The sequence below is a fragment of the Psychrobacter sp. I-STPA6b genome (genome assembly GCF_020662265.1).
Taxonomy (GTDB): Bacteria; Pseudomonadota; Gammaproteobacteria; order Pseudomonadales; family Moraxellaceae; genus Psychrobacter.
On sequence record NZ_VEWM01000070.1, the window covers coordinates 126967 to 150514 of the forward strand.

Here is a 23548-nt window from a genome sequence, read left to right on the forward strand (position 1 = left end):
AGTATTATTCATTAAAATCTAAGCCATAAAAAAGCAAGCCACTGATACCATAACTGATACAGTGACTTGCTTTTTACTTTACAGAAACAGCTTATACTACTTATATAAACTATTTACTAATCTTTTTATATTTCATACGCTTAGGTGCGGCATCTGCTCCCAACTGCTTTTTGCGATACGCTTCAAACTCAGAATAGTTCCCATCAAACCAGATAGGACCTTCTTCTTCAAACGCCAAGATATGGGTAGCAATACGGTCTAAGAACCAACGGTCATGCGAGACCACCATCACTGTACCGGGGAAGACTTGAATGGCTTCTTCTAATGCACGTAAGGTTTCGACATCAAGGTCATTTGATGGTTCGTCAAGTAAGATAACATTCGCCCCTTGTTTGAGGGTTTTTGCCAGTTGCAGACGGTTACGCTCACCACCAGAGAGACTACCAACACGTTTTTGTTGGTCTTGACCTTTAAAGTTAAAGCGTCCGATATAAGCTCGGCTTGGCGTTTCATACTCACCAACTTTAATGATATCCAAACCGTCAGACACTTCTTCCCAAACTGTTTTATTATCATCTAAGTTGTCACGTACCTGCCCAACATAGGCAACGCTGACACTTTCACCCAACTCAACACTACCTGTATCTGGTGTATCTTTGCCCGTAATCATATTAAATAAGGTGGTTTTACCCGCACCATTAGGACCGATGATACCAACAATGGCCGCAGGTGGCACATTAAATGATAGGTTTTCGTAAAGCAGACGGTCACCAAAAGATTTTGAAATATTATTCACTTCGATGACTTTATTACCCAAACGAGGACCGGGTGGAATATAAATTTCTGCCGTTTCATTGCGTTGCTGGAACTCTTTGGAGTTTAATTCCTCAAAGCGTTGAATACGTGATTTAGACTTAGCTTGCTGACCTTTTTGATTTTTACGAATCCAGTCAAGCTCTTGTTTTAATGCTTTGGCAAAAGACTCTTCTTGCTTTTGTTCTTGCTCTAAGCGTTTGTTTTTCTGCTCTAGCCACTCAGTATAGTTACCTTCATAAGGATAGCCATGACCTCGGTCAAGCTCTAAAATCCATTCAGCAACATTATCTAAGAAATAGCGGTCATGGGTAATCGCTACAATCGTGCCACTGTAATTTTGCAAGAATTGCTCAAGCCAAGCAACTGACTCTGCGTCCAAATGGTTGGTTGGCTCATCTAATAGCAACATATCAGGGCGAGATAAAAGCAGACGGCATAAAGCGATACGACGCTTTTCACCACCAGATAGCTTGCTTACCTCAGCATCCCAAGGCGGCAGGCGCAAGGCATCAGCCGCTTTTTCTAGCTGTGTATTTAGGTTATGGGCGTCCCATGCCTGAATGATGTCTTCCATTTTGCCCTGCTCTTCTGCCAATTTATCAAAATCAGCATCCGGTAGGGCATATTCTGCATAAATCTCATCAAGACGTGCCAGTGCATCTAGTGCCTCACGCATACCATCTTCGACATTACCACGTACATCTTTACTTTCATCCAGCTGTGGCTCTTGGGGTAGATAGCCGACTTTAGTGCCAGTCTGGGCGCGTGCCTCACCACTATATTCTGTATCCACGCCTGCCATAATACGAAGCAAGGTAGATTTACCCGCACCATTAATCCCTAAAACACCAATTTTGGCACCGGGGAAAAAGGATAAGTTGATATTTTTTAAGATTTCACGTTTTGGGGGAACAAGTTTTGAAACATTGTTCATGGTATAAATATACTGTGCCATTGACACTCCATTTATCAAGTTTAATTTTAAGGTGTGTTTACTACTTACAAATAAAAATTAGGGCTGGTAACTGCCATTTTGTCAAATAGATACGTCTTTATATTATCGCATATTTACTATCAGATTAGCACCTTAACTTACTTTACTTGTTGGTATTTATGACTTGTGACAATACTAATATAAAAAATGCAACCTAATAAACAACTAAAACCAAGCAAAAAATTATCTTTATTTCTCTTATTATATCTATTACAGTAGAGTAATGGCGATGCCATTTTACAAGGATACATTATAAGGTGTAACTCATGAATAAACCTCTAACCATCACTCATAATGACGCACAAAACCGCTTTGAAACGACTATTGATGGACATACTGGCTATATCAGCTATCAAGAGCAAGATGATACCCTTATCTATGATCATACCATTGTACCTAGTGAGTTAGGCGGGCAAGGTATTGGCTCAGCATTAGTAAAAAATGCACTAGACTATGCCTATGCCACTAACAAAAAAGTCATTCCTCAATGCTCTTTTGTGGCAGCCTATATTAAAAAACACCCTAAATATCAAGACCTACTACTATAACTCGCCTCTAGTACTGCTTATCCGTAACAGACAAAAATCATATTAATAGCGATATTCTGAACATAAGATTGCAAAACTTCTGCAATCTTATCAGAGGCTAAACAAATAACCTGTTTCCCTTCTATATTAGAATAGCTCAATACCTTAGAGCTAACTTGCCTACACGCCTTGTCAACCCTATCTTGATGACTGGATTTTTTGATTTTATCTTTCTTCTTATCTTGTAGATTTTCTATAAAACATTTTATAATGCCTTGTTTATATTAAGGAATTATGAAAAACAGCAGGGATTATGCTGTTTTAATTATCTTACAGTTTCAGAGTATGGAGAACTTTTATGCTATCTACAAGCTCCTCACGTTTATTATTGGCGCTACTTTCATCATCTCTATTTTTACTTACTGGTTGTTCGAACTCGACCAACAACACTACCCAAAGCAATACCGCTCAAAGTGATAATACAACCCAGCAATCTGCATCAAAATCTACAACCAATAATAAAGCGCAAGAAACTGCCAATACGAGCCCTGATAATAATAAACCAAATTATGTCGTAGCAACTGTCAAAATCTTTAAGCCATTTGTATTACGTGACGAACAACTCAAGCTAACGGGCTTTGATATCGATACTCTCAATGCCATTGCTAAAGATCAAAATTTTAATATTACCTTTGCCGTCGTGCCCAGAGATGAAATATACGAAGGGATTATGGAACATAAATATGATATGGCAATTTCAGGCATATCTATCACACCAGAAAGACAGGAAACTATGCAGTTTAGTGAGCCATATTATCATTCTCACAAAGCCGTACTCGCCAAAGCAGATAAGCCTGAAATTACCAATCTAAAAGACCTAAGCTCATATAACGTCTCTGTCATTGCCAATGGTACATCTGCTGAACTGATTGAAGATATTATCCCTGACAAGGCTCATATCCAATATGTTGAGACACCATATAGAACTATCGAACAAGTTATCCAAGATAAGTCAGACTATGCTCTTGGTGATGCACCTGTACTCAGTTATTACGCAAAAGATCTAAACGACTTAAATTTGAAAGTCTATAAAGATCAGCAACTACCAGCAGAGCCATATGGTATCTTATTTGCTAAAGATCGTGATGATGATTTGGTACAAAAAGTTAATTTGGGTCTTAAAAACATCAAAGCAGATGGGACATATCAAGCACTTGAGCAAAAATGGTTCGGTCAATAAGGTGTACTAAATCAGACTGGCAAACTAAGCTCTGTTGGATATCTATCCCATTAAGTTTATATTAATAAGAAGAACAGCGCTGAAACTCACCTTATTTTGCATGAATGAACGGGTTAATATCAGGATATTAACCCGTTCATTGCCTTGACTAAGACTCTACTTATTAAAATCGGTATCTCAGTTCTTCCTATAAAGATGAATGTTCAACAGCTACCATCACCCCTTTGATAAATCTTATCTTTACTGTATACCAGACATAGTAGAGAGCTATCTTAATCATAAGAAACTGTCGTTGCTCTATCTAGCAAACAAGCATACATAATATTTTTGTTAGCGACGTTGCACAAAACAACGCATAATAAATCTAAATATCACATCAATACCATAGTCAATGTATGTCGGTTTGGCTATAATGAACTCAAATTCATATAGAAAGTGTCAAACAAAGACTCCATTAAACAAATATTTGTATAAAACAATATGAAAGCTTTGCCATTTCTATTTTTATTTCTTAATTAGATGATTAAAAGGATACACATATGAGCCACTTAACCGATGACCAAGTTGCCTTACAACTACAAGACCTCCAAGGCTGGCAACAAGAAGGCAATAGTATTGTAAAAACTTTTGTTTTTAATGATTTTATCGAGGCCATGAGCTTTATGAATGCTGTTGCCTTTCATGCTGAAAAGCTAGAGCACCATCCAGAGTGGAAGAATATCTATAATGAAGTCATGGTACGTTTAACTACTCATGATGTTAACGGTATTACAAGCCATGATATTCGACTAGCAAAACGTATGGAAGAGGTGCTTACACCAAAACGACCAGCTTAATTAGCTTGTAAACTTTTGGCGTATAAAACTTTGTCTCTCAACTTGATAGCTAGCTAGCCTTTCTATGGCAAACTTTAAAACACATCTAAATGGCGCATTTGCTGTCAGTGGGGTACTTAGCCTAATCAGCTATAAAGCAGGGCTACTTGATAACCATGAGTTTCTAATTTGTGTTGCTATTGGTACAGTAGGTGGACTGTTACCTGATATAGACTCTGACAATTCAACACCGATTAAACTTGGGTTTGATGCAGCATCGTTAATGGTCGCTTTTATACTGGTGATACACTGGCGTAGCTCTCTGTCCTTACTCTCACTATTTGCATTGTGGCTCTCTGCATATGGCATCATGCGTTATGGTGTCTTTTCACTCTTTACCAAACTGACTGTCCACCGAGGAATTATCCATTCTGTGCCTTATATGGCAATCTTATCGCTAGGATTAGTCTGTATTAACTTTTATCTTCTGGGTACACCTACCATTACTAGTTGGTTTTATGGACTGTTTTTATTCATAGGGGCAATGGTACATTTGGGTTTAGATGAGGCGTACAGTGTTGACTTATTAAATCGCCGTTTAAAACGCTCATCAGGAACAGCGATGAAGTTTTATCAACACAAACAGCAACCCTACTATATGGTACTTTATGCACTACTGGCTACTTTACTTTTTATCGCACCACCATTTGCCCCGCTTTGGAATCACCTAACTGATCCTATTACTTGGTTTTTACTAAAAAAAGGACTACTACCACAAGAGTTTTTCTCTCAACTAATCAGTATCTTATAACGCCAATCAGATCGAAAACATTCAACAATAATACACGCATTGATATGAATCCAAATACTCCCTGCCCATGCTCTCAACATACTTATAGTATTAATACCTTAACAAGAAGCTATGCGGATTGTTGCCAGCCATTACACCAATCATTCCAAACAGGACAACAATTTGCCACCACTGCCGAACAGCTAATGCGCTCACGTTACAGTGCCTTTGTCTTGCAAAATATTGATTATATCGTAGCGACCACATTACCAAGCCAACAGCCATTATTGGATAAATCGGCAATTAAAACTTGGGCAAAACAGACGGATTGGGCAGGATTAGAAATCGTTCATCATAATCCCAAAATTGGCAAACGCCATGCTCAAGTTGAGTTTAAAGCGTATTTTACAACCGCTGAGGGCTTACAATGTCATCATGAACTATCTACCTTTGTAAAAATAAAGGTAAAAAGTGGTGATAAAATAGCGGAAGGAAAAGCCCTAGAAAAATGGTTTTTTGTTGACCCAACGGTAAATCTATCCATAAGCCAAAAACAACCTTGTATTTGTGGCTCAGGGGAAAAGTTTAAAAGATGTTGTGGGCAGTTTTTATGATTTTTTATATCAAGTCTTCTAAGAAAGTATTAACCATTTATTTTTACTGAATCAATATAATAAGAACCGTTAAAGTAATAATGACAATGGCAATAATCATAAATTTTTTTATCAATCTACAAAGACGATTTAACTCTTTATCATATAATAGCTCATACTCTCTTGACCAAATAAAATCTATCGTTAAAAAATTAGGTCGAGGATATCGTCTCCATATACTAGGGCGACCTAATTGTTTAAATTTTTGTGGGTGGTGTGTTTTTAATCTTTTAAATAATAAACTGATTAAAATATTCCAAGCTATGATGAGTATAAATAATAAACAAGCCATCACATCTGATAAGCTAGACACAGCTACACACTCGCCCCAACTTCCCTAGCAATAGCAATGCCTTCTTCAATGGTTAGATATTTACGCAAACTTGGCGTATCTCGATGCAATACTTGCCCATCTCGGAAAATTACACATTCATTGACCGCAAGCTGTTGCCAATCCTCATTTTCAGTTAACGGAATGGTCACTAATATCGTGGTTTTATCATTATCACCCGTAATATCTTTAAAATTAATCGCCATGTCCTCATCAGCCAGACGTGCCTCACCAAAGGGAGCTTGGCGGGTCAGATAAAACAGCAAACTGCCTGCATAAGCCAATTGCCAATCGCCATTGGATAGCAAACAATTAAACAAACCATTAGCAGACAAATAACGACATTGAGCGGTCAAAAAAGCAAACAAAGTTGCCTCATCAGGGCGTTTTTTAAAGGTGGATTTAAGCCGATTAATCAAATAACAAAACGCCATTTCCGAATCGGTATTGCCGACAGGTTGGCAATATTCAGCATTGCCATTATTTTGCAAACGCTCACAACGACGCACGAAGTTGCTATTCATCTGACCATTATGGGCAAATACCCATTCCTCCCCCCAGACTTCACGCACAAAAGGGTGCGTATTTGCCAGACAGTTTTTGCCTTGGGTGGCTTTACGAATATGAGCGATGACATTAGTGGCTTTGATGGGATAATTGTTAATCAAATCGGCAACAGGCGATTGACTGCTGGGCTGATTGTCATGAAACAGTCGCAACCCTGTTTTGGTTTGCATACTGCTACAGTCGGCAGGCTCAAAAAAGGCGATACCAAAGCCGTCCTCATGGTGGTCTGTTAGCCCACCACGCTTGCGAAATCCTGCAAAGCTAAAGCCAATATCAGTTGGCGTATTGGCGTTCATTCCTAAAAGTTGGCACATTTATTCATCACCATTATTACTATTATTTCCAAAGTCACTTTCAAAATCATCATCAACCCCATCAGCAATGCTATCCAAAATACGCTTAGCTTGGGCAAATTCTTCTTGTTGCACCCAAAGCACTGCTCCAGAGTTCATGCCGGGGATAGCACTTAATGCCTGCATAGACACATGAATACCATTATTTTTTAATAAATTGGCATGCAATTCACCTTGAATATTGGTGTCATATTGTGCCAGTTTTTGCCAGTTATCTACTTTATCGCTCATATTTCTTTCCTTAAAAAATAAATTTAATTACCACCAAATCCTTCTGACCAATCCAGCTCATTAATCGCATATTTAACAATAACAAAATCATTAGGATAATCTTTAAATCCTGTCTGAGTTTTTAATTGTTCTACTGCCATTTCTGCTTGCTGTTCACTATCAAAAATACCAATTATTTTTAACCTTGCCATATCTTCTTTATCGGTATCTCTATCAGGCAGATGCTGTAATAAATAAACATATTGAATTTGTGCCTGCGACTTTTCCACTTGTTCCCAATGATAAGACGCTAGACGCTTCATCAAATCAGGATTTTTGACCATAATATTATCGCCAGTGCGACCTTGTTGGCGATTGTAATAAATGACGTTTAGGCGTAACAACCAAAAAATCACTGACGCTTGAGCAAGCATGATTGGCAAGGCTTTGCTCTCTGCGGGAGTCAATGGGCGTTGGCGTTGATAACCCCGTAAAAAGGCGTGTTTTTTTGCCTCATCAAATTCAACCTTTTCACCATGCTCAGCATTGCCCCATGTGGTACAAAAATCATTGATGGTAATGGCAATATCCATCACATAATGCTCAACGCTAACCTCAGTAAAATCAAGCAATCCCGTCAATTTTGGCGTGTCTGGCGTGCTATGAAAATCCCATAAAGTATTATCGGCAAACATATCCAAATGACACAAACCTTTGGGCAAACTCGCCAACGGCAACGCCTCATAAGCTGACCAAATATCGTGCATAAGCCTTGCCTCATCAGCAGGCATATATTGGGTTTCGCGGTCACGCACCAAATGCCACGGATACAGCTCTACGCCATAATTTTCAGCAGGGGTTAGCGTGCTGAGCGTCTGATGTAACACCGCCAATGCCTCGCCCATCTGTTCACACATATCAATGGTGGCAACTTTTGGGTGTGTGCCTGATAATTTTGGTACAAGGGTGATGGCTTTGTTATCAAAATAAGCGACAAACTCTTTGGGGTTATTGACTTTAGCAAGCGGTGAGGCAACAGGCAGTTGTCCTTTTAATTGGTTTAAAATCACCGCCATTTTCTCAATTTCGTGCGGTTTACGCTCTTCAAATAAGGTAAAAACGTAAGAATACTCACCCTCTTTATCCTCAGTGGTTTGGATAAACCAGTTAGAATTTTTAATGCCTTGGGTGATGGGAATGGCTTTGGCAAATGCTACGCCAAATTGTTGACAAAAATTTCTGAATTGTTCGGTGGTTAGTTGGGTATAGACGGACATGGGATTCTCTTGAGTTTATTTGCAAAAGTTATGCTTACATTATACCGAAAAGTTGCGGATTGACACCTGTCTATTCTGGTTCTATGTACAATATTAAGTTACACTGTATTCATAACTAAAAAATAATACTACAAGGAAGTGTAATGAATGACTTAAAAACGTCCTCTCAGACATTTACATTTAGCTATACAAAGTTTTTAATAATGGCTATCTCTCTTCTAGCAACAATGATGACTCCTATAATAATAAACTTATGGCAATCATCTATAACACTATGGTCTGCTATAGAGGTTCTTACTATCATAATATTTGTTTTAATAATTGTCTTTTTTTTCGTTATTATTATTAGTTATTATCCCAAAATCATTATCAGTGATGAGAGTATGACTATTTATCATTGGTTCTCTAAAAATACTCAAATTATTTATCAAAAGCAAATTAAAGCATTAATGATTAAAGAAGGCGAAATTGGTGAATTAGGGAATACTATTGAAATGGTTGTCTTAACAGATAGCATGAATATTAATGATAACAATGAAAGTAAAATCATTAATATTTTTACCCATAGCTATATATTAAAAGGCTTTAATAGACAGCAGTCTGCTCAACAGTTACAAGACGAATTGATTAGCTTTGTTGGTGACCCTGATAAAGTTACTGATATTCGAGCCAAACAAAGATTGGATAAATTTGAATTGGGTGCATGGGCGAGAGTATTGGTTTGTTTTGGTTTTGTATATTTTTTGGCGATATTTTATGTGGATATGAACGTATTAACAGCTTGGCATTTAGGCGAAATGCCGATGACATTGCCTCGTATTGGCTTTTTGCTAATAAGCTGTATCACCTGTTATGTACTTTTTGAAAACCATCGTAAATACAAACAACCCACCCAAAATAAATATTACACGTTAATTGCATCTTTAGTGATTGGGGCTGTTTGGGGTTGGCTATTGGGCAGTAGTTATAAGTCGTTTATACATTGGCAAAATGAGCAGACAGCAAATAGCCAAACTGTGGTTTGTGATATGCTACTTGATGATTATGACAAAGTCCGTAATGAACAACGCTGGGAAATACAATCTGATGACTGCCCAATAAAAGATAGACGATTATATTTTTATGGCTCTCGTGAAAGACTGATAAACCCCAACTTAAAAGAAGGGCAGACCTATAAAATTCCTGTCAATCTTGGCAAATATGGCGATATATTTATTCAACCGGAGGAATTTCAAAACCAATAAGAAATAAGAATCGATAATATAGACAAATTATTTACAAGTGAACTGTTAATCAAAATGAGAATTTAACAAAATCTCTAACGCTTTATCTCGTCCTGTAACTGTCAATCCTTGATGAAATTGCGTCTTCACCCATCTTTTTTTAAGGTCATATTCAGGGCTATCAGGTAAATTATATAAAGATTTATCATCATCAATAATCACAAAATTTTCATCAGGATTGTTGGCAACCCATTGCAATACTTCATCACAACGATTTGCCAATTCTGCAAAGCTTTGAGCTTGGTTTACTTTAGTGATTTTATTGGTAACAATACCCCGATTGTTAAACAGTTTCAGCCACTGCACCTCATCATAATGAATACGGTGGGTGGTGGTAAGCACGATATCGGCTTGAGTTTTGGCTAAGATGTGTGCCAAATTCTGCACACATTTAGAATTAAATGCCATAAACCCATCATCTGCTTGTTCAACTGCTTGCCAAGAGGGTGTGGTAACCATCACCCCATCAAAGTCTAATAATATTTTCATGTTTGTTTTGATGTTGATAACAACAACCCTGCACCAATAAAAACCACCCCTGTTAGCCGATTAAACAGCTTTGCCCGACCTTGTTTAAGTAGCCATGCTGATGAGCTTGCCCCCATATAAGAATAGAACAACAACCACGATAATTCTAATACTACAAAGGTACTCACGAAAATTAGATATTGCGGTAACATAGTAGAATTTGGGTTAATAAACTGCGGAAATAGAGCGGTAAAAAACAGGATGGCTTTTGGATTACTCGCCCCTACCATAAAACCACTTAAATAGTGTTTATAGAAATCGGTCTTATTTTTTTGCTTATATTGTTGCTGATGTTCTGGCGTGTAATGGTTGGCATTATTAAAAACTTCTTTATAAGAGGTTTGTTTTGATAATAAAGATTTGATACCCAGATAAATCAAATAACCTGCTCCAAGCCATTTAATGATATTAAAAATCAGCTCTGATGAGGCGATAATCACCCCAAGTCCTGTAAATGATAAGGTCATGATAATGGTGATGGCAGTTAAGCTACCCAGTGCAGTCATCGCTCCCACTCGCCAGCCTGCTAGCACACTTTTACTCATGCACAATAATGAGCTAGGACCGGGAGATGCGGTCAAAATAAGCACCGCCAATAAATAGTAAAGCCATACTTGTAGGGTCATTGCACAGTCCTTGTTAATTTAGTTTAAATCTGCGTATTTCACAGATTATACGCATTTTTAAGCCATTATTTTTGTTAAAATAGCGCCATCATTTTTGTTTACTCTATTTATTTTTATAAACCTAAGGCGATTTTCTATGCTTGCAAAACGTATTATTCCCTGCCTTGATGTCGATAATGGTCGTGTGGTCAAAGGGGTGCAGTTTGTCGATATTAAAGACGCTGGCGACCCTGTGGAAGTAGCAAAACGCTACAACGAGCAAGGGGCAGATGAAATCACCTTTTTGGATATTACTGCAACCTATCATGGGCGAGAAACCACTTATCATACCGTTGAGCGTATGGCAGAGACGGTATTTGTTCCATTAACTGTGGGCGGTGGGGTGCGTCAAGTGGCTGATATTCGTAATTTGCTTAATGCTGGAGCGGATAAAGTCGCCATTAACTCAGCAGCAGTGTTTAATCCAGAATTTGTTGGCGAAGCGGCAAATCGCTTTGGTAATCAATGTATTGTCGTAGCGATTGATGCCAAACGAGTAGCAGATGTGGTCGATAGTCAGGGCAAAACTCAACCACGTTGGGAAATTTTTACTCATGGTGGGCGCAAACCCACTGGCATTGATGCCGTTGAATGGGCAGGTAAAATGGCACAGTTTGGTGCAGGTGAGTTATTGGTGACCTCAATGGACGGTGATGGCACACGCAAAGGCTATGATTTAGCATTGATGAAAGCCATTACTGATAGCGTTTCTGTGCCTGTGATTGCTTCAGGTGGTGTGGGCACGCTGCAACATTTAGCCGATGGTGTACTACAAGGTGGGGCAGATGCCGTGCTGGCTGCCAGTATTTTCCACTTTGGCGACCATACGGTCGGTGAGGCAAAACGCTTTATGGCAGAGCAAGGCATTGAGATGCGGTTATAAACCAAAACTACCAAATAATACCGTCTAAACAACCTTATACTATACAAGATGATATCAGGTTTATTGCTCATTTATCACCAAACGAATCATAATATCTGCAACGACTATCATTTAGGACTCATACTGTGGTGCGTTAGCGCTTTATAATCCCCTCGCACCACAAAAAATGTTATCATAACCGCATTATATTTTATCCCTAATTCCAGCCATTTTATTGCTCACTATTAATAAACGGCAAACTGAGAGACCCTTATGAAAAATCTACAACAACAACGTGACGACATTATCCACATTGATGGCAACTTACACGAAAACACCAACGCTCGTATTGGTATCGTTGTTGCTCGCTTTAACAGCTATATTGTTGAATCTTTAGTTAATGGAGCGATTGACACCCTATTACGTCATGGCGTACAAGGTAAGCAAATCACCATCGTACGAGTACCGGGTGCTTTTGAACTACCCATTACTGCCCAAAATATGGCAGAAACTGACCGTTTTGACGCCATTATCGCGTTAGGTGCAGTGATTCGTGGCAGTACACCACATTTTGACTATGTAGCGGCTGAGTCAGCAAAAGGCTTAGGCAGTGTGGCGATTGACTATAATATTCCTGTGATTAATGGTGTATTAACCACTGACAGTATTGAGCAAGCCATCGAACGGGCAGGTACTAAAGCTGGTAATAAAGGCAGTGAAGCGGCAATGGTGGCACTAGAAATGGTGGCGGTATTGTCACAGTTAGATAATAATGAGGTTATTGATTAAACATCATTGACTAATCTATCACTGATTAACAGTGCCATTAATAATTAACAATGTCGCTAATCAATCAGTTTTTTAATGTTGTTTTTTTATTTTTTACGTTAAGGTCAATTCATTGGCGTTGTATTTTGAATTGACCCTGCCTTTATTGTTTAATTCATTGTTTGACCATTTTTATTTGACATACTCTTTTACTTGATATAACCAGAGCCACTTAATATGAGCGATACCAGCCACAGCAAACCTTCTCACGCAAATCCGCAAACACAAGATGAAACTCAGCAATCATTTGATATTAATGAGTCTTCTTATAAGACCAGTCATACTGCTGTACGAAAAGCACGCCGTTTTGCCTTGCAGGGGATTTATGAATGGCTGATGACTGACCATCGCTTTGAACAAGACGGACAACGAGAATGGAAAGCCAACGCCCCACATGACATTGCTGCTCGTACTCGTGCCACCAATGCCATGCATACCGTACATTTGGGCTATTATCACCAGATGATGCGTGACATTCCTGAGCAAATTGATGAGCTTGATGAGCTTATCAGTCAGCACCTCGACCGTGAGCTTAACAAGCTAGACATGATTGAGCATGCCATCTTATTAATCGGCACTTATGAACTCAAATACAGCCTACACATTCCTTATAAAGTGGTGCTTGATGAGGCAATGAAACTCAACACCCATTTTGGGGCAACTGACGCTCATAAACTCATTAATGCTGTCTTGGATAAAATGGCGGTGCAACTGCGTGCCGTTGAAGTCAATGCGGATAAAAGTGCCAAATCTAGTAAGCCACAACCGCCCACCTTAACTACTGATGAAACTGGCTCTGATACCACAAAACCTGAACCCGTAGACACAACACCAGACACAGAATTAGAAAACAAAACGACGGATAGTCATCATACTGCCAAGCCTAGAATCAGTCGTAAAAGCCAATCCTCTGCTAAAGTACAAAAAACCGATAAACCATCATGACCGAATTTGAGCTGATTTACGATATTTTTGCCAAACAATCAGCAACTGCCTCTATTAATCAGATGGCAAAAGTTGATAAAGGCATTGGTGATGATGCCTCAGTAATCAGCCCTGCTAATGGTGTCAAACTGGTCAGCTGTGTTGATACGATGGTACAAGGTCGGCATTTTAGTGATGACTGGCAAACAATAGAACAGCTTGGTTTTGCTATTGGCTATAAATCAGTAGTCGTCAATTTATCTGACTTGGCAGCGATGGGCGCAACCCCGCACCATATTTTACTTGCCCTTGCTCTACCCAAACGCTTGGCAACTCAAACATGGCTTACTGAGTTTGCCAAAGGTTTATTTCATGCTTGCCAGCAATATGGTGTGCAACTTATCGGTGGCGATACCACACAACATGATAAGTTGGTTATTAGTATTACCGCTCAAGGTTTTTTACCACCAAGCTCGTCATCAAAGTCCATCTCACCCATTTATCGTGATGGCGCAAAAGTTGGTGATAAAGTCTATGTATCAGGTACGTTAGGCGATGCCAATTATGCCCTAAATCACCCCGATACCACGATTGGTCAACAGCTTGCTCACCGCTTACATATGCCAACGCCTAGAGTAGCACTGGGTCAGGTATTGGCTCAGCAAGGCAAAGCGACAGCGATGATTGATATCTCTGATGGATTGGTGCAGGATTTGGGGCATATTTGCCAGCAAAGTGGTGTGAGTATGCATGTGAATTTGGAAAGTCTACCCTGTAGCCAACCACTTGCCAGCCTAGAGGAAATACCGTTAGATAAGCGTTTATTATGCCAGCTAACAGGTGGTGATGATTATGAGTTGGCATTTACCCTACCTGCCGATGTTGATATTTCCAGCATTGCTAACTTGGCACAGATTAATAACACCCCCATTACTTGTATTGGTAAAGTAGTCGCTACGACAGACTCTTATCACCAACCAATCTTGTTTTATAATAATCAACCAGTCACTGCCAATAATCCTTACCCTTTTAGCCAGTTACCAAATCTGCATGGTTTTCAGCATTTTTAATTGTTATAAACTTTAATTATCATAAAGAAAATAGATAACACGAGCCTACCCCATGACAGATTCTCATCAACACAAACCTGACGTTCGCAAAGCCAACGACTGCCCACCACTGCCTGCTAACGCCAGTGCATTTGATAAACTTATTTATTGGCTTGGCATTGGGCTAGGCAGTGGTATGCCCAAACGGGCAGCAGGTACATGGGGCACAGTGGGTGGATTGATTGTTGCCATTCCATTAATGGCATTAGGATTTGTACCATTTTTAATCATTACCGTGATTGCAGGGATTGTCGGAGTTTATATTTGTGGGCGTACTTCGGACTTAATGGGTGTGCATGATGACCCGCATATCGTATGGGACGAATGGGTGGGTATGTGGATTACTTTATTGCCACTGGTTTATATAGGACTAAAACCATCACTTTTGATAGGAGGTGGTGAAAACTTATGGATTTCTTGGTGTTTATTTTTAGGAGCATTTGTTGCCTTTCGCTTTTTTGATATTTTAAAACCATTCCCAATTAGTTGGCTAGACAAAAAATTATCGGGCGGGCTTGGTATCATGCTTGATGATATTATCGCAGGAATAATGCCTTATCTTATATGGTATCTCATTATTTTTATAGGTATGCTTATTTTTTAGACACAAATAACCAAATCAATATAAAGTTCATTCACTTACAATTTCCCCTATTCATTATTTTGACTTATAATAAATTTGCTTATTCCATTTTTATTGACTAACTTTTCATTTAACAGCTAAGATTTTTTCACTATGAATACAACAAGCACTGCAAATAATAATTCAGACATTCTATCCATCATCATCCTCGCAGCTGGCAAAGGCACACGCATGAAATCGGCGAAACCCAAAGTTTTGCAAACCCTTGCCCATAAGCCATTATTAGCCCACGTTTTGGATACTTGCGGACAGCTAAATGCTGATAAAACCATTGTTGTCTATGGCTTTGGCGGTGAGCAAGTGCAATCAGCGATGAATGATTATGCCTTGACTTGGGTTGAACAAACTGAGCAACTCGGCACAGGTCATGCGGTAAAAGTTACCCTAGAAGAATTACCACAAAATGGTAAGAGCCTAATTTTATATGGTGATGTGCCACTGGTCAGTGAACATACCCTAAAACGCTTGCAAGATAACAATACTCAAGGTATGTCCATGCTGACCTTAACCGTGGATAATCCTTTCGGTTTGGGTCGTATTAAACGAGATGCTGAGGGGAAAATCACCGCCATTGTTGAGCAAAAAGATGCCAGTGAAGCAGAACAAAAAATCTGCGAGATTAACAGTGGTATCTATTGTGTCGATAATGCCTTATTGCACAAATACCTACCCAAGCTGTCGAATGATAATGCCCAACAAGAGTATTATCTAACTGATATCGTCAAAATGGCAGTGGCTGACGGTATTAATATCATCGCCATTGAGCCGACTTTTAATTTTGAGATAGATGGTGTTAATGACCGCATCCAATTAGCTCAGCTAGAGCGTACCTACCAAAGCCATCAAGTCAGTCAGTTACAACAGCAAGGGGTACAATTTGCTGACCCCAATCGTGTCGATATTCGTGGCACATTGCAAGCAGGGCAAGATGTATTTATTGATGTTAACGTGGTGTTTGAAGGCGACTGCGTACTTGGAGATAACGTCTATATCGAGGCAGGCTGTGTCATCAAAAACAGTCAAATTGGTAATGCCTGCTATCTAAAGCCATATTGTGTCCTTGACCAAGCAACTGTTGGTGCAGGCGTAGATATTGGACCTTTTGCTCATTTGCGTCCACAAACAGTACTTGCTGATAACAGCAAAATTGGTAACTTTGTCGAGACCAAAAAGTCTACCATTGGCAAAGGTAGTAAAGTCAATCACCTCAGCTATATTGGTGATGCTGTGGTTGGTGAAGGTGTCAATATCGGTGCAGGCACGATTACTTGTAACTATGATGGCGTTAATAAATCACAAACCATTATTGATGATAATGCCTTTATCGGCTCAAACTCTAGCCTTGTCGCTCCTGTACGTATTGGCAAAACCGCAACTGTGGGAGCAGGCTCGGTAATTACCAAAGATGTGAGCGATGATACATTGGCTGTAGCTCGTGGCAAACAGGTACAAAAAGAAGGCTGGCAACGTCCTTCAAAAAGCAAATAGTTTTTAGGATTAATACATTAGAAAAAATAATGACTTTATAAGGAAAACCTATGTGTGGAATTGTTGGCGCAATCGCTGAACGTAATATTTCAACCATCTTGTTAGAAGGGCTAAAACGCCTTGAATATCGAGGCTATGATTCAGCAGGATTAACTGTCATATATAATAGTGAAAATGGTACTGAGCTACACCGTGAGCGCCAAGTTGGTAAAGTGCAAGAACTGGTCAATGCGGTCAATAAAAATCCTGAGTATTTTCAAGGAAATATTGGTATTGCTCATACCCGCTGGGCAACACATGGCGAGCCTGCTGAGCGTAACGCTCACCCACATGTATCAGGCAAAGTAGCGGTGGTGCATAACGGCATTGTTGAAAACTACGCCACACTCAAACAAGAAATGCTGGATAAAGGCTATACCTTTACCTCACAAACTGATACCGAAGTGGTCGCTCATTTGATTGCAGACGCCTATGAAACGACGAACGACTTATTGCAAGCGGTAGAGCAAGTGCGTCCTAGATTACATGGGGCGTTTGCCTTAGGAGTGATTCATGTCGATAATCCAAATGAACTCATTGCTGTACGTTTGGGTTCACCCTTAGTAATTGGTGTCGGTATTGGTGAGAATTTTATTGCCTCCGACCAGTTAGCATTATTACCTGTGACCAACCGTTTTATGTACCTTGAAGAAGGTGATATTGCTTGTATTACTCGTACGGATATTCGTGTGTATGCCAATGGCAAAGTGGTTCAACGAGCTGTTAAAGAATTAGACGCCAAACAGCACAACGCTGATAAAGGTGAATTTAAGCACTATATGCTTAAAGAGATTTATGAACAGCCCGATGCTGTTGCCCGTACCGTTGAGATGGCAGTCGAAGGTAATGCGTTAAAAAGTGACTTTCTAGCTCCTTATCAAGATAAGCTGGCTAGTGTCAAACATATTCAAATCTTAGCCTGTGGTACAAGTTACCATGCTGGTATGGTAGCAAAATATTGGTTTGAAGGTTTAACGCGTCTGCCTTGCTCAGTTGAGATTGCCAGTGAATTTCGGTATCGTGAGCCTGTAGTTTTAGACGACACCTTGATGATTTGTATTTCTCAGTCAGGTGAGACAGCAGATACCCTGTCAGCATTGCGTGATGTGCAGCAAAAACAAGTGGCAGGTTTTGTTAGCCTTGCCTTATGTAATGTCCCCACTTCATCTTTAGTACGTGAAACCGATATTTTCTTACCAACAATGGCAGGGGTAGAAATCGGTGTTGCCTCAACCAAAGCCTTTACCACACAATTGGTCGCTTTGATGTTGTTGGTACTAAAAATTGGGCAAGTGCAACATAGGCTAAGTGATGAAAAGTTACAAAGTCTTATTAGCGAACTCCATAATTTATCAGGGCAATTGCATAGTAGCTTGACCCTTGACCATGCCATTCAAGAGCTGAGTTCATTATTTGAAAATAAACACAGCACCATATTTTTAGGGCGTGGTGTGCAGTTCCCCATTGCTTTAGAGGGAGCATTAAAGCTTAAAGAAATCTCATATATTCATGCGGAAGGCTATGCAGGTGGTGAGCTAAAACATGGACCTTTAGCTCTTGTTGATAAAGACATGCCGATTGTGGTGCTTGCCCCCAAAGACAGTATGCTAGATAAGCTCAAAGCAAATATGCAAGAGGTACATGCTCGTCATGGTGAACTGTTCGTCTTTGCCAGTGAAAATAGCCAAATTGAGGCAAGTGAGCGACTACATGTGGTCAATGTACCAGAAGTGTGTGAGACCCTAGCCCCTATTGTCTATAGTATCCCTGTTCAGTTACTGTCTTACCATGTCGCAGTGATGCGGGGGACAGATGTTGACCAGCCTAGAAATTTGGCAAAGAGCGTCACTGTAGAATAAAACTTATACCACTCACTGACATGTTTGTCAGCGAGTAATAAAGTATCATACTAAGTAATAAAGTATCATACTGAGTAATAAAGTATCATACTGTTGACTCCCTTAGAATCCCCTGCTAAAGTTGATGTCACTTTAGTAGGGGTTTTTTATGCTCTCAAAAAAACAAGAAAAGTGGATTAAAGAAGGCAGAGGTCAGGGTGAGCTAGCTGAATATAAGCCATGGATAAAAGTTTCCGATATATCCTCATCAGGTCGATCACATAGAGTCTTTGGTCATAAAACAAGACGCACTCATCATTTAATGTCCGATCTAGAATTAGCAACATTTCTATTTCTTGAATGGAATCATGAAATTATAGATATTAGAGAGCAGTTCCCTCTTAAGTTTGATGAGACCATTGAAATTGCAGAGAGTATGCAAGTAAAGCATCCTGCCATTAGAGGTAATATTCATGTCATGACATCAGACTTTTATGTTGTGAGCTCTGATAAAGAGTTTAACCAATTTGCTTTGCAGGCAAAGTATTCAGAAGATCTCATGAAGCCTAGAGTCATAGAGAAGTTAGAAATAGAACGTCGATACTGGTATTCTAAAGGTATTCCATGGCAGATAATTACTGAAAAAGACATACCTATAGCTATTCAAAACAATATCAAATGGCTCTATCCAGAGGCGAGTCAGGATAGGTTTTTTGATTCTCAAGATAGCTTACATTTTTATACTAATGAGTTTGCGAAATGCCCTGATAAAAGCATTATTAACTTGTGCAAAGATATTGATAAAGCTTACTTCAATGAATTAGGTAAATCTCTAAATGAATTGAGGATACTTTTAGGGTTGAGATTCTTTACATTTGACCTTCGTATAGACTTCAGAAAATTGAAATGTAGCGACATTCAAACAAGTAACTCTCACTATTGGAACTTAATGACTGAGGAGCTTCGACATGTTGCGAATCAATGATGTTTATAGCAATCAAGACTTAAAGTATAGAATCTTAAGCCTTTTACCCGAGCATGTCGTTTGGATCGAGATTGATAATACATCTGCACTACCTGAGCTTATATTTATTGATAATTTGATCAACCTGATTGAAGAGGGTGTGTGTTATATCACTGAAGATCCTTACCAAAATTTAATTTTACAAACTCCTGAAGATGGTAGTAAAGCGCAGTTAAAAAGAGATGAGAATTATGAGCTTATTAAACCTATTATAAGTCACCCTCTCTATTACCTTCCAGAAGAACGAGCAAAATTTATAAACGAGATTATTGATGCTAAAAGAAGTACAAAGCAAACACTATATCGTTTACTTCGTAATTATTGGCAAAGAGGTCAAGTGCCCAATGCTCTTCTTCCAAACTATAAGAATTCTGGAGCGAAAGGTAAGAAACGTACTGCCAAAAACAAAGAACTGGGTAGACCTAGAGTCTATAAGAAAGGTACTACTGCCATTATTAATGAAGATATAGAAAGACTGTTTTCCATTATCATTAGTAAATACCTCTTAAATGATAGTAAGTATACAATTGTTTATGCGTACCGAAAATTTAAGACAATGTATCGTTCTCTGAATCCAGAAGTTAAAGAAGAGGACTTTCCTAGTATCTGGCAGTTTAAATACTTCTATAACAAAAACTTTACTTCTGTCCAAAAACTTAAGGCTAGGTATAATAAAATCAGCTATAACAAGGATGTAAGGCAGTTAAGGTCAACGGTGAACACACAGGTTCTAGGTCCTGGCTCACGTTATGAGATAGACGCAACAATTGCTGATATATATCTAGTATCTGATTCAGATAGACAAAGTATTGTAGGTCGTCCAGTTATCTATTTTGTAGCAGATGTGTTTAGTCGTATGGTAGCGGGCTTCTATATTGGATTCGAAAACCCTTCCTATGCTACTAGTATTCAAGCTTTAGAGATGGCAGTAGCGGATAAACAAAGTTACTGTAAAAAGTATGGTATTAATATCACATCTGATGATTGGCCATGTATAGGTTTACCTGATGCGATACTTGCAGATCGTGGTGAGTTATTGGGTCATCAAATTGAAATATTAGAAAAAAGTTTTTCAGTGCGAATAGAAAACACACCTCCTTACCGTGGTGATTTAAAACCTATTGTAGAGCGATACTTTAAAACCATGCAGGCAACATTTAAACCTTTTGCTCCAGGAGTAGTCACAGGAGTTACAGAAAAAAAGAAAGGAGGAAAAGACTACCGTTTGGATGCTACTCTAACAATTTCAGAATTTAAAAGAATAATAATTAATTCAATTTTAATGCATAACAATTCTCATCAATTAAGACATTATGATAGAGATAGCGATATGCCTCCTGATCTAGCTATGGTACCTATTGAGCTATGGAGCTGGGGGCTACAGAATCGTACAGGTAAGTTACGTTCAGTGTCAGAACAGGCTTTATATGTTGCACTATTACCTAGAAAAAAGGCTACCTTATCAGACTTAGGTATTAAGCTATTCGGTAATTATTATATTTGTTCTGAAATGAGGGAACAGGGTTGGTTACATCGGAAAAATACAATTAATCGACCTAAGTCTCTTGAAGTTGCTTATGACCCTTTAGATGCGGATACAGTCTATATTTTTTATGAAAAGGACAGTCTTAATTATTGGAAAGCTCACCTAACTGATCGTTCTAGGGAGTTTAAAGGCTGTAGCTTTTGGGAAGTTTGGCAAATTCAAGAAGAACAGAAAAAAACTACTGCTAATCAGGAGCTTAAGAGCAGTTTAGCATTAGAAGAGCTTGAAAGAGAAAATGAGAGAATTATACAGGAAGCAATCAAAGCTAAGCCAAAATCACTTAATACCAAATCTAATCAGTTAACTAATATTACTCATAACAGAAAAAAAGCAAAAGATGATGAGCGTAAAAATAGGCAGAAAAATAAAAATGAAAAAGGAAAGTTGATTCAACTACCTATTGGGATAACAAATAATGACAAGAAAAACTTAGATTTAAGTGATGAGGATTTGGCTCTTAAATTCCCTGTCTATCATGATGTTTTGTCTGACGATGATTAATTAAAAAATATTGAGATTAGCTATGATTAATGCAGTTTATAAGGAAAGCTTTGGTAGCTATAAAGGCAATCCATTTATTGAAGCATTACCTAGTATTCTAGAACCGAAACAGGTAGCTCAATATCTAAAAGGTAGTGTTGATTTTAATCAATCTGACTGTCAGGCTTCATCGTCTATTCGTGCTCACTTGATTTCTCAAATGATGGGGCAGTTTTTCCAACCCATTAATCGTCATATTGATCTTGAAAGAAAACTATCAGTGATGATTCGTGAAGGGTATGTGGGGCGTAATCCAACAGATGGATCTTTAAACACGCATCTTCAAAATGGTTATGAGCGTTTAATGTTAGGAGAAGATAATGCAGTCCGATTTCCTACGGTTACTTCCACCGCACGTAGTTTAGCTTTTATAGGTTGTTCGGGTAGCGGTAAAACAACCACACTTAATAAGATTTTATCTACTTACCCTCAGGTTATTTATCACCCTAAATTTAACTTTACTCAAATCGTTTACTTAAGGGTAGATTGTCCCCATGATGGCTCTCTTAAAAGTCTTTGTCTTCATTTCTTTAGAGCAATTGATCAAGCATTAGATTCTAACTATGAACAGAAGTATGCGTTAAAACGTCACAGCGTAGAGACCTTGCTTAATTTAATGCGTCAAATATCTAATCATCATGCTATCGGTCTATTGGTAATAGACGAGATACAGCACCTGAGTGTTAACAAATCTGGTGGTGCTGAGAAAATGCTGAATTTTTTTGTGACGCTTGTTAATACAGTAGGTTTACCCGTAGTGATGGTTGGAACACCAAAAGCAAGATTTATCTTCGAAGGAGATTTAAGATCGGCTCGTCGTGGGGCTGGATTTGGTTCAGTTTTTTGGGAACAAATGGCTAAAGAAGCAAATATGACTTTGTCAGATGGCAGAGTATACAAATCTGAATGGAATAGCTTTACCGATAACCTATGGAAGTATCAGTGGTTAAAAAAAGCAGACATTATATTGTCTGATAATATCCGAGAGTGTTGGTATGAATTATCTCAGGGTATTTTAGATATTGTGGTTAAGCTTTTCGTCCTTGCTCAATTTAGAGCAATAGATTCAGGATTAGAACGTATTACCGTTAAGCTGTTGCAAACTACTTATGATGAGGACTTAAAGCCTATTCATCCTATGATTGAGGCATTACAGTCAGGTAGATCAGATAGGATCGCTCAGTTTTCAGATCTGGTAGTACCAAATATTGATAAAAAATTATTACAGCTTCAAAGTAAGCTAGATCAAAAAAGAGATGAATTTGATGAAGTATCAGAATATCAAGGTCATGAGTTAAGTATTAGATTGCATCGTATACTAGTCGATATGGGGAAAGACTCTCCTCTCTTAGTTCCAACAGTTAAAAAGGCAGTTTCTGTGCTACCCAAAGCTACTATGGAAGATTTAATGCCCATTATTTTAGATTGGTTGAAAGAAACTAAGATAGAGAGTAGCTCTTTAAAAGATGATTCAAAAGGGAAAGAATCTATAAAAAAGCCAAAGTCTATCAAGCAGAAAGACTGGCACACTTTAGATTCTAATGACTTACGTTTTCAGTTCAACCAAAGAGGTAAGAATGAAACATTTTATAAGTATTTAAAGGCTAATACATCGTTAATTTTTGATATTAACGACTGGCTACCTAAAGTAGGCTAAT

22 protein-coding genes are annotated in these 23548 nt (G+C 38.6%); 16 read left to right on the forward strand and 6 right to left on the reverse strand.

Going from position 1 to position 23548, the window contains the following annotated elements:
• Positions 1-109: 109 nt before the first annotated feature.
• Positions 110-1771 carry an energy-dependent translational throttle protein EttA gene (gene ettA, locus FHK88_RS08350; RefSeq protein ID WP_227430280.1) on the reverse strand — a complete coding sequence of 554 codons (1662 nt, stop codon included), beginning with the start codon at positions 1769-1771 and terminating at the stop codon, positions 110-112.
• Between the two features lie 305 nt (positions 1772-2076).
• On the opposite strand from ettA, the gene FHK88_RS08355 reads away from it, so the two are divergent.
• The 5 genes from FHK88_RS08355 to FHK88_RS08375 all read left to right on the forward strand — a co-directional run bounded on the left by FHK88_RS08355 (position 2077) and on the right by FHK88_RS08375 (position 5796).
• Positions 2077-2358 (forward strand): GNAT family N-acetyltransferase, encoded by a 282-nt coding sequence (locus tag FHK88_RS08355; protein WP_227430281.1) that lies wholly within the window; start codon positions 2077-2079, stop codon positions 2356-2358.
• Positions 2359-2695: 337 nt separating this feature from the next.
• Positions 2696-3577, forward strand: a complete 882-nt coding sequence (locus FHK88_RS08360; protein WP_227430282.1) for a substrate-binding periplasmic protein — start codon at positions 2696-2698, stop codon at positions 3575-3577.
• Positions 3578-4116: 539 nt separating this feature from the next.
• Positions 4117-4413 carry a 4a-hydroxytetrahydrobiopterin dehydratase gene (locus FHK88_RS08365; RefSeq protein WP_227430283.1) on the forward strand — a complete coding sequence of 99 codons (297 nt, stop codon included), beginning with the start codon at positions 4117-4119 and terminating at the stop codon, positions 4411-4413.
• 64 nt (positions 4414-4477) lie between these two features.
• The gene (locus FHK88_RS08370; RefSeq protein WP_227430284.1) at positions 4478-5203 is read left to right on the forward strand and encodes a metal-dependent hydrolase; all 726 of its coding nucleotides are present in this window, start codon (positions 4478-4480) and stop codon (positions 5201-5203) included.
• A gap of 44 nt (positions 5204-5247) precedes the next feature.
• Positions 5248-5796 (forward strand): YchJ family protein, encoded by a 549-nt coding sequence (locus FHK88_RS08375; RefSeq protein WP_227430285.1) that lies wholly within the window; start codon positions 5248-5250, stop codon positions 5794-5796.
• A gap of 354 nt (positions 5797-6150) precedes the next feature.
• Here the strand turns inward: FHK88_RS08375 and FHK88_RS08380 are convergent, their stop codons facing one another.
• From FHK88_RS08380 to FHK88_RS08390, 3 genes are read right to left on the reverse strand one after another with little or no spacing between them, the layout of a single operon-like run.
• Positions 6151-7047 carry a class II glutamine amidotransferase gene (locus FHK88_RS08380; RefSeq protein WP_227430286.1) on the reverse strand — a complete coding sequence of 299 codons (897 nt, stop codon included), beginning with the start codon at positions 7045-7047 and terminating at the stop codon, positions 6151-6153.
• Positions 7048-7317: a hypothetical protein gene (locus tag FHK88_RS08385; protein WP_227430287.1), complete on the reverse strand. Its 270-nt coding sequence runs from the start codon at positions 7315-7317 to the stop codon at positions 7048-7050.
• Between the two features lie 23 nt (positions 7318-7340).
• On the reverse strand, positions 7341-8573 hold the full coding sequence (locus tag FHK88_RS08390) for a homoserine kinase (RefSeq protein ID WP_227430288.1): 1233 nt from the start codon (positions 8571-8573) through the stop codon (positions 7341-7343).
• 383 nt (positions 8574-8956) lie between these two features.
• Here FHK88_RS08390 and FHK88_RS08395 point away from each other — a divergent pair, with 383 nt between their 5' ends.
• Entirely contained in the window at positions 8957-9817 is an 861-nt protein-coding gene (locus FHK88_RS08395; RefSeq protein WP_227430289.1) for a hypothetical protein, read from the forward strand.
• A 45-nt stretch (positions 9818-9862) separates the two neighbouring features.
• Here the strand turns inward: FHK88_RS08395 and FHK88_RS08400 are convergent, their stop codons facing one another.
• Positions 9863-10345 carry an HAD domain-containing protein gene (locus tag FHK88_RS08400; RefSeq protein ID WP_227430290.1) on the reverse strand — a complete coding sequence of 161 codons (483 nt, stop codon included), beginning with the start codon at positions 10343-10345 and terminating at the stop codon, positions 9863-9865.
• Complete coding sequence (locus tag FHK88_RS08405) at positions 10342-11010, reverse strand: LysE family translocator (RefSeq protein WP_227430291.1); 669 nt, start codon at positions 11008-11010, stop codon at positions 10342-10344. The genes FHK88_RS08400 and FHK88_RS08405 overlap by 4 nt, the downstream gene beginning before the upstream one ends.
• Before the next feature lie 136 nt (positions 11011-11146).
• On the opposite strand from FHK88_RS08405, the gene hisF reads away from it, so the two are divergent.
• From hisF to FHK88_RS08455, 10 genes are all read left to right on the forward strand, one after another.
• A complete protein-coding gene (gene hisF, locus FHK88_RS08410) occupies positions 11147-11932 on the forward strand; it encodes an imidazole glycerol phosphate synthase subunit HisF (protein ID WP_227430292.1) in 786 nt (261 codons plus the stop codon).
• Between the two features lie 252 nt (positions 11933-12184).
• On the forward strand, positions 12185-12700 hold the full coding sequence (gene ribE / locus FHK88_RS08415) for a 6,7-dimethyl-8-ribityllumazine synthase (RefSeq protein WP_227430293.1): 516 nt from the start codon (positions 12185-12187) through the stop codon (positions 12698-12700).
• A gap of 216 nt (positions 12701-12916) precedes the next feature.
• Positions 12917-13684 (forward strand): transcription antitermination factor NusB, encoded by a 768-nt coding sequence (gene nusB / locus FHK88_RS08420; protein WP_227430294.1) that lies wholly within the window; start codon positions 12917-12919, stop codon positions 13682-13684.
• Complete coding sequence (gene thiL, locus FHK88_RS08425; protein WP_227430295.1) at positions 13681-14733, forward strand: thiamine-phosphate kinase; 1053 nt, start codon at positions 13681-13683, stop codon at positions 14731-14733. The genes nusB and thiL overlap by 4 nt, the downstream gene beginning before the upstream one ends.
• Before the next feature lie 52 nt (positions 14734-14785).
• The gene (locus FHK88_RS08430; RefSeq protein WP_227430296.1) at positions 14786-15376 is read left to right on the forward strand and encodes a phosphatidylglycerophosphatase A; all 591 of its coding nucleotides are present in this window, start codon (positions 14786-14788) and stop codon (positions 15374-15376) included.
• Positions 15377-15508: 132 nt separating this feature from the next.
• On the forward strand, positions 15509-16903 hold the full coding sequence (glmU, locus tag FHK88_RS08435; protein WP_227430297.1) for a bifunctional UDP-N-acetylglucosamine diphosphorylase/glucosamine-1-phosphate N-acetyltransferase GlmU: 1395 nt from the start codon (positions 15509-15511) through the stop codon (positions 16901-16903).
• Between the two features lie 50 nt (positions 16904-16953).
• Positions 16954-18801, forward strand: coding sequence for a glutamine--fructose-6-phosphate transaminase (isomerizing) (glmS, locus tag FHK88_RS08440; protein WP_227430298.1), 1848 nt, complete (start codon positions 16954-16956; stop codon positions 18799-18801).
• A 148-nt stretch (positions 18802-18949) separates the two neighbouring features.
• A complete protein-coding gene (locus tag FHK88_RS08445; protein ID WP_227430299.1) occupies positions 18950-19765 on the forward strand; it encodes a TnsA endonuclease N-terminal domain-containing protein in 816 nt (271 codons plus the stop codon).
• Positions 19749-21851, forward strand: coding sequence for a Mu transposase C-terminal domain-containing protein (locus FHK88_RS08450; protein ID WP_227430300.1), 2103 nt, complete (start codon positions 19749-19751; stop codon positions 21849-21851). The genes FHK88_RS08445 and FHK88_RS08450 overlap by 17 nt, the downstream gene beginning before the upstream one ends.
• A gap of 22 nt (positions 21852-21873) precedes the next feature.
• Positions 21874-23547: an AAA family ATPase gene (locus tag FHK88_RS08455; protein ID WP_227430301.1), complete on the forward strand. Its 1674-nt coding sequence runs from the start codon at positions 21874-21876 to the stop codon at positions 23545-23547.
• Position 23548: the final 1 nt, after the last annotated feature.

Coding starts and splice junctions, on each gene's coding strand:
- ettA (WP_227430280.1), bottom strand. CDS start 1,771: ATGGCACAGTATATTTATACCATGAACAATGTTTCAAAACTTGTTCCC.
- FHK88_RS08355 (WP_227430281.1), top strand. CDS start 2,077: ATGAATAAACCTCTAACCATCACTCATAATGACGCACAAAACCGCTTT.
- FHK88_RS08360 (WP_227430282.1), top strand. CDS start 2,696: ATGCTATCTACAAGCTCCTCACGTTTATTATTGGCGCTACTTTCATCA.
- FHK88_RS08365 (WP_227430283.1), top strand. CDS start 4,117: ATGAGCCACTTAACCGATGACCAAGTTGCCTTACAACTACAAGACCTC.
- FHK88_RS08370 (WP_227430284.1), top strand. CDS start 4,478: ATGGCAAACTTTAAAACACATCTAAATGGCGCATTTGCTGTCAGTGGG.
- FHK88_RS08375 (WP_227430285.1), top strand. CDS start 5,248: ATGAATCCAAATACTCCCTGCCCATGCTCTCAACATACTTATAGTATT.
- FHK88_RS08380 (WP_227430286.1), bottom strand. CDS start 7,047: ATGTGCCAACTTTTAGGAATGAACGCCAATACGCCAACTGATATTGGC.
- FHK88_RS08385 (WP_227430287.1), bottom strand. CDS start 7,317: ATGAGCGATAAAGTAGATAACTGGCAAAAACTGGCACAATATGACACC.
- FHK88_RS08390 (WP_227430288.1), bottom strand. CDS start 8,573: ATGTCCGTCTATACCCAACTAACCACCGAACAATTCAGAAATTTTTGT.
- FHK88_RS08395 (WP_227430289.1), top strand. CDS start 8,957: ATGACTATTTATCATTGGTTCTCTAAAAATACTCAAATTATTTATCAA.
- FHK88_RS08400 (WP_227430290.1), bottom strand. CDS start 10,345: ATGAAAATATTATTAGACTTTGATGGGGTGATGGTTACCACACCCTCT.
- FHK88_RS08405 (WP_227430291.1), bottom strand. CDS start 11,010: ATGACCCTACAAGTATGGCTTTACTATTTATTGGCGGTGCTTATTTTG.
- hisF (WP_227430292.1), top strand. CDS start 11,147: ATGCTTGCAAAACGTATTATTCCCTGCCTTGATGTCGATAATGGTCGT.
- ribE (WP_227430293.1), top strand. CDS start 12,185: ATGAAAAATCTACAACAACAACGTGACGACATTATCCACATTGATGGC.
- nusB (WP_227430294.1), top strand. CDS start 12,917: ATGAGCGATACCAGCCACAGCAAACCTTCTCACGCAAATCCGCAAACA.
- thiL (WP_227430295.1), top strand. CDS start 13,681: ATGACCGAATTTGAGCTGATTTACGATATTTTTGCCAAACAATCAGCA.
- FHK88_RS08430 (WP_227430296.1), top strand. CDS start 14,786: ATGACAGATTCTCATCAACACAAACCTGACGTTCGCAAAGCCAACGAC.
- glmU (WP_227430297.1), top strand. CDS start 15,509: ATGAATACAACAAGCACTGCAAATAATAATTCAGACATTCTATCCATC.
- glmS (WP_227430298.1), top strand. CDS start 16,954: ATGTGTGGAATTGTTGGCGCAATCGCTGAACGTAATATTTCAACCATC.
- FHK88_RS08445 (WP_227430299.1), top strand. CDS start 18,950: ATGCTCTCAAAAAAACAAGAAAAGTGGATTAAAGAAGGCAGAGGTCAG.
- FHK88_RS08450 (WP_227430300.1), top strand. CDS start 19,749: ATGTTGCGAATCAATGATGTTTATAGCAATCAAGACTTAAAGTATAGA.
- FHK88_RS08455 (WP_227430301.1), top strand. CDS start 21,874: ATGATTAATGCAGTTTATAAGGAAAGCTTTGGTAGCTATAAAGGCAAT.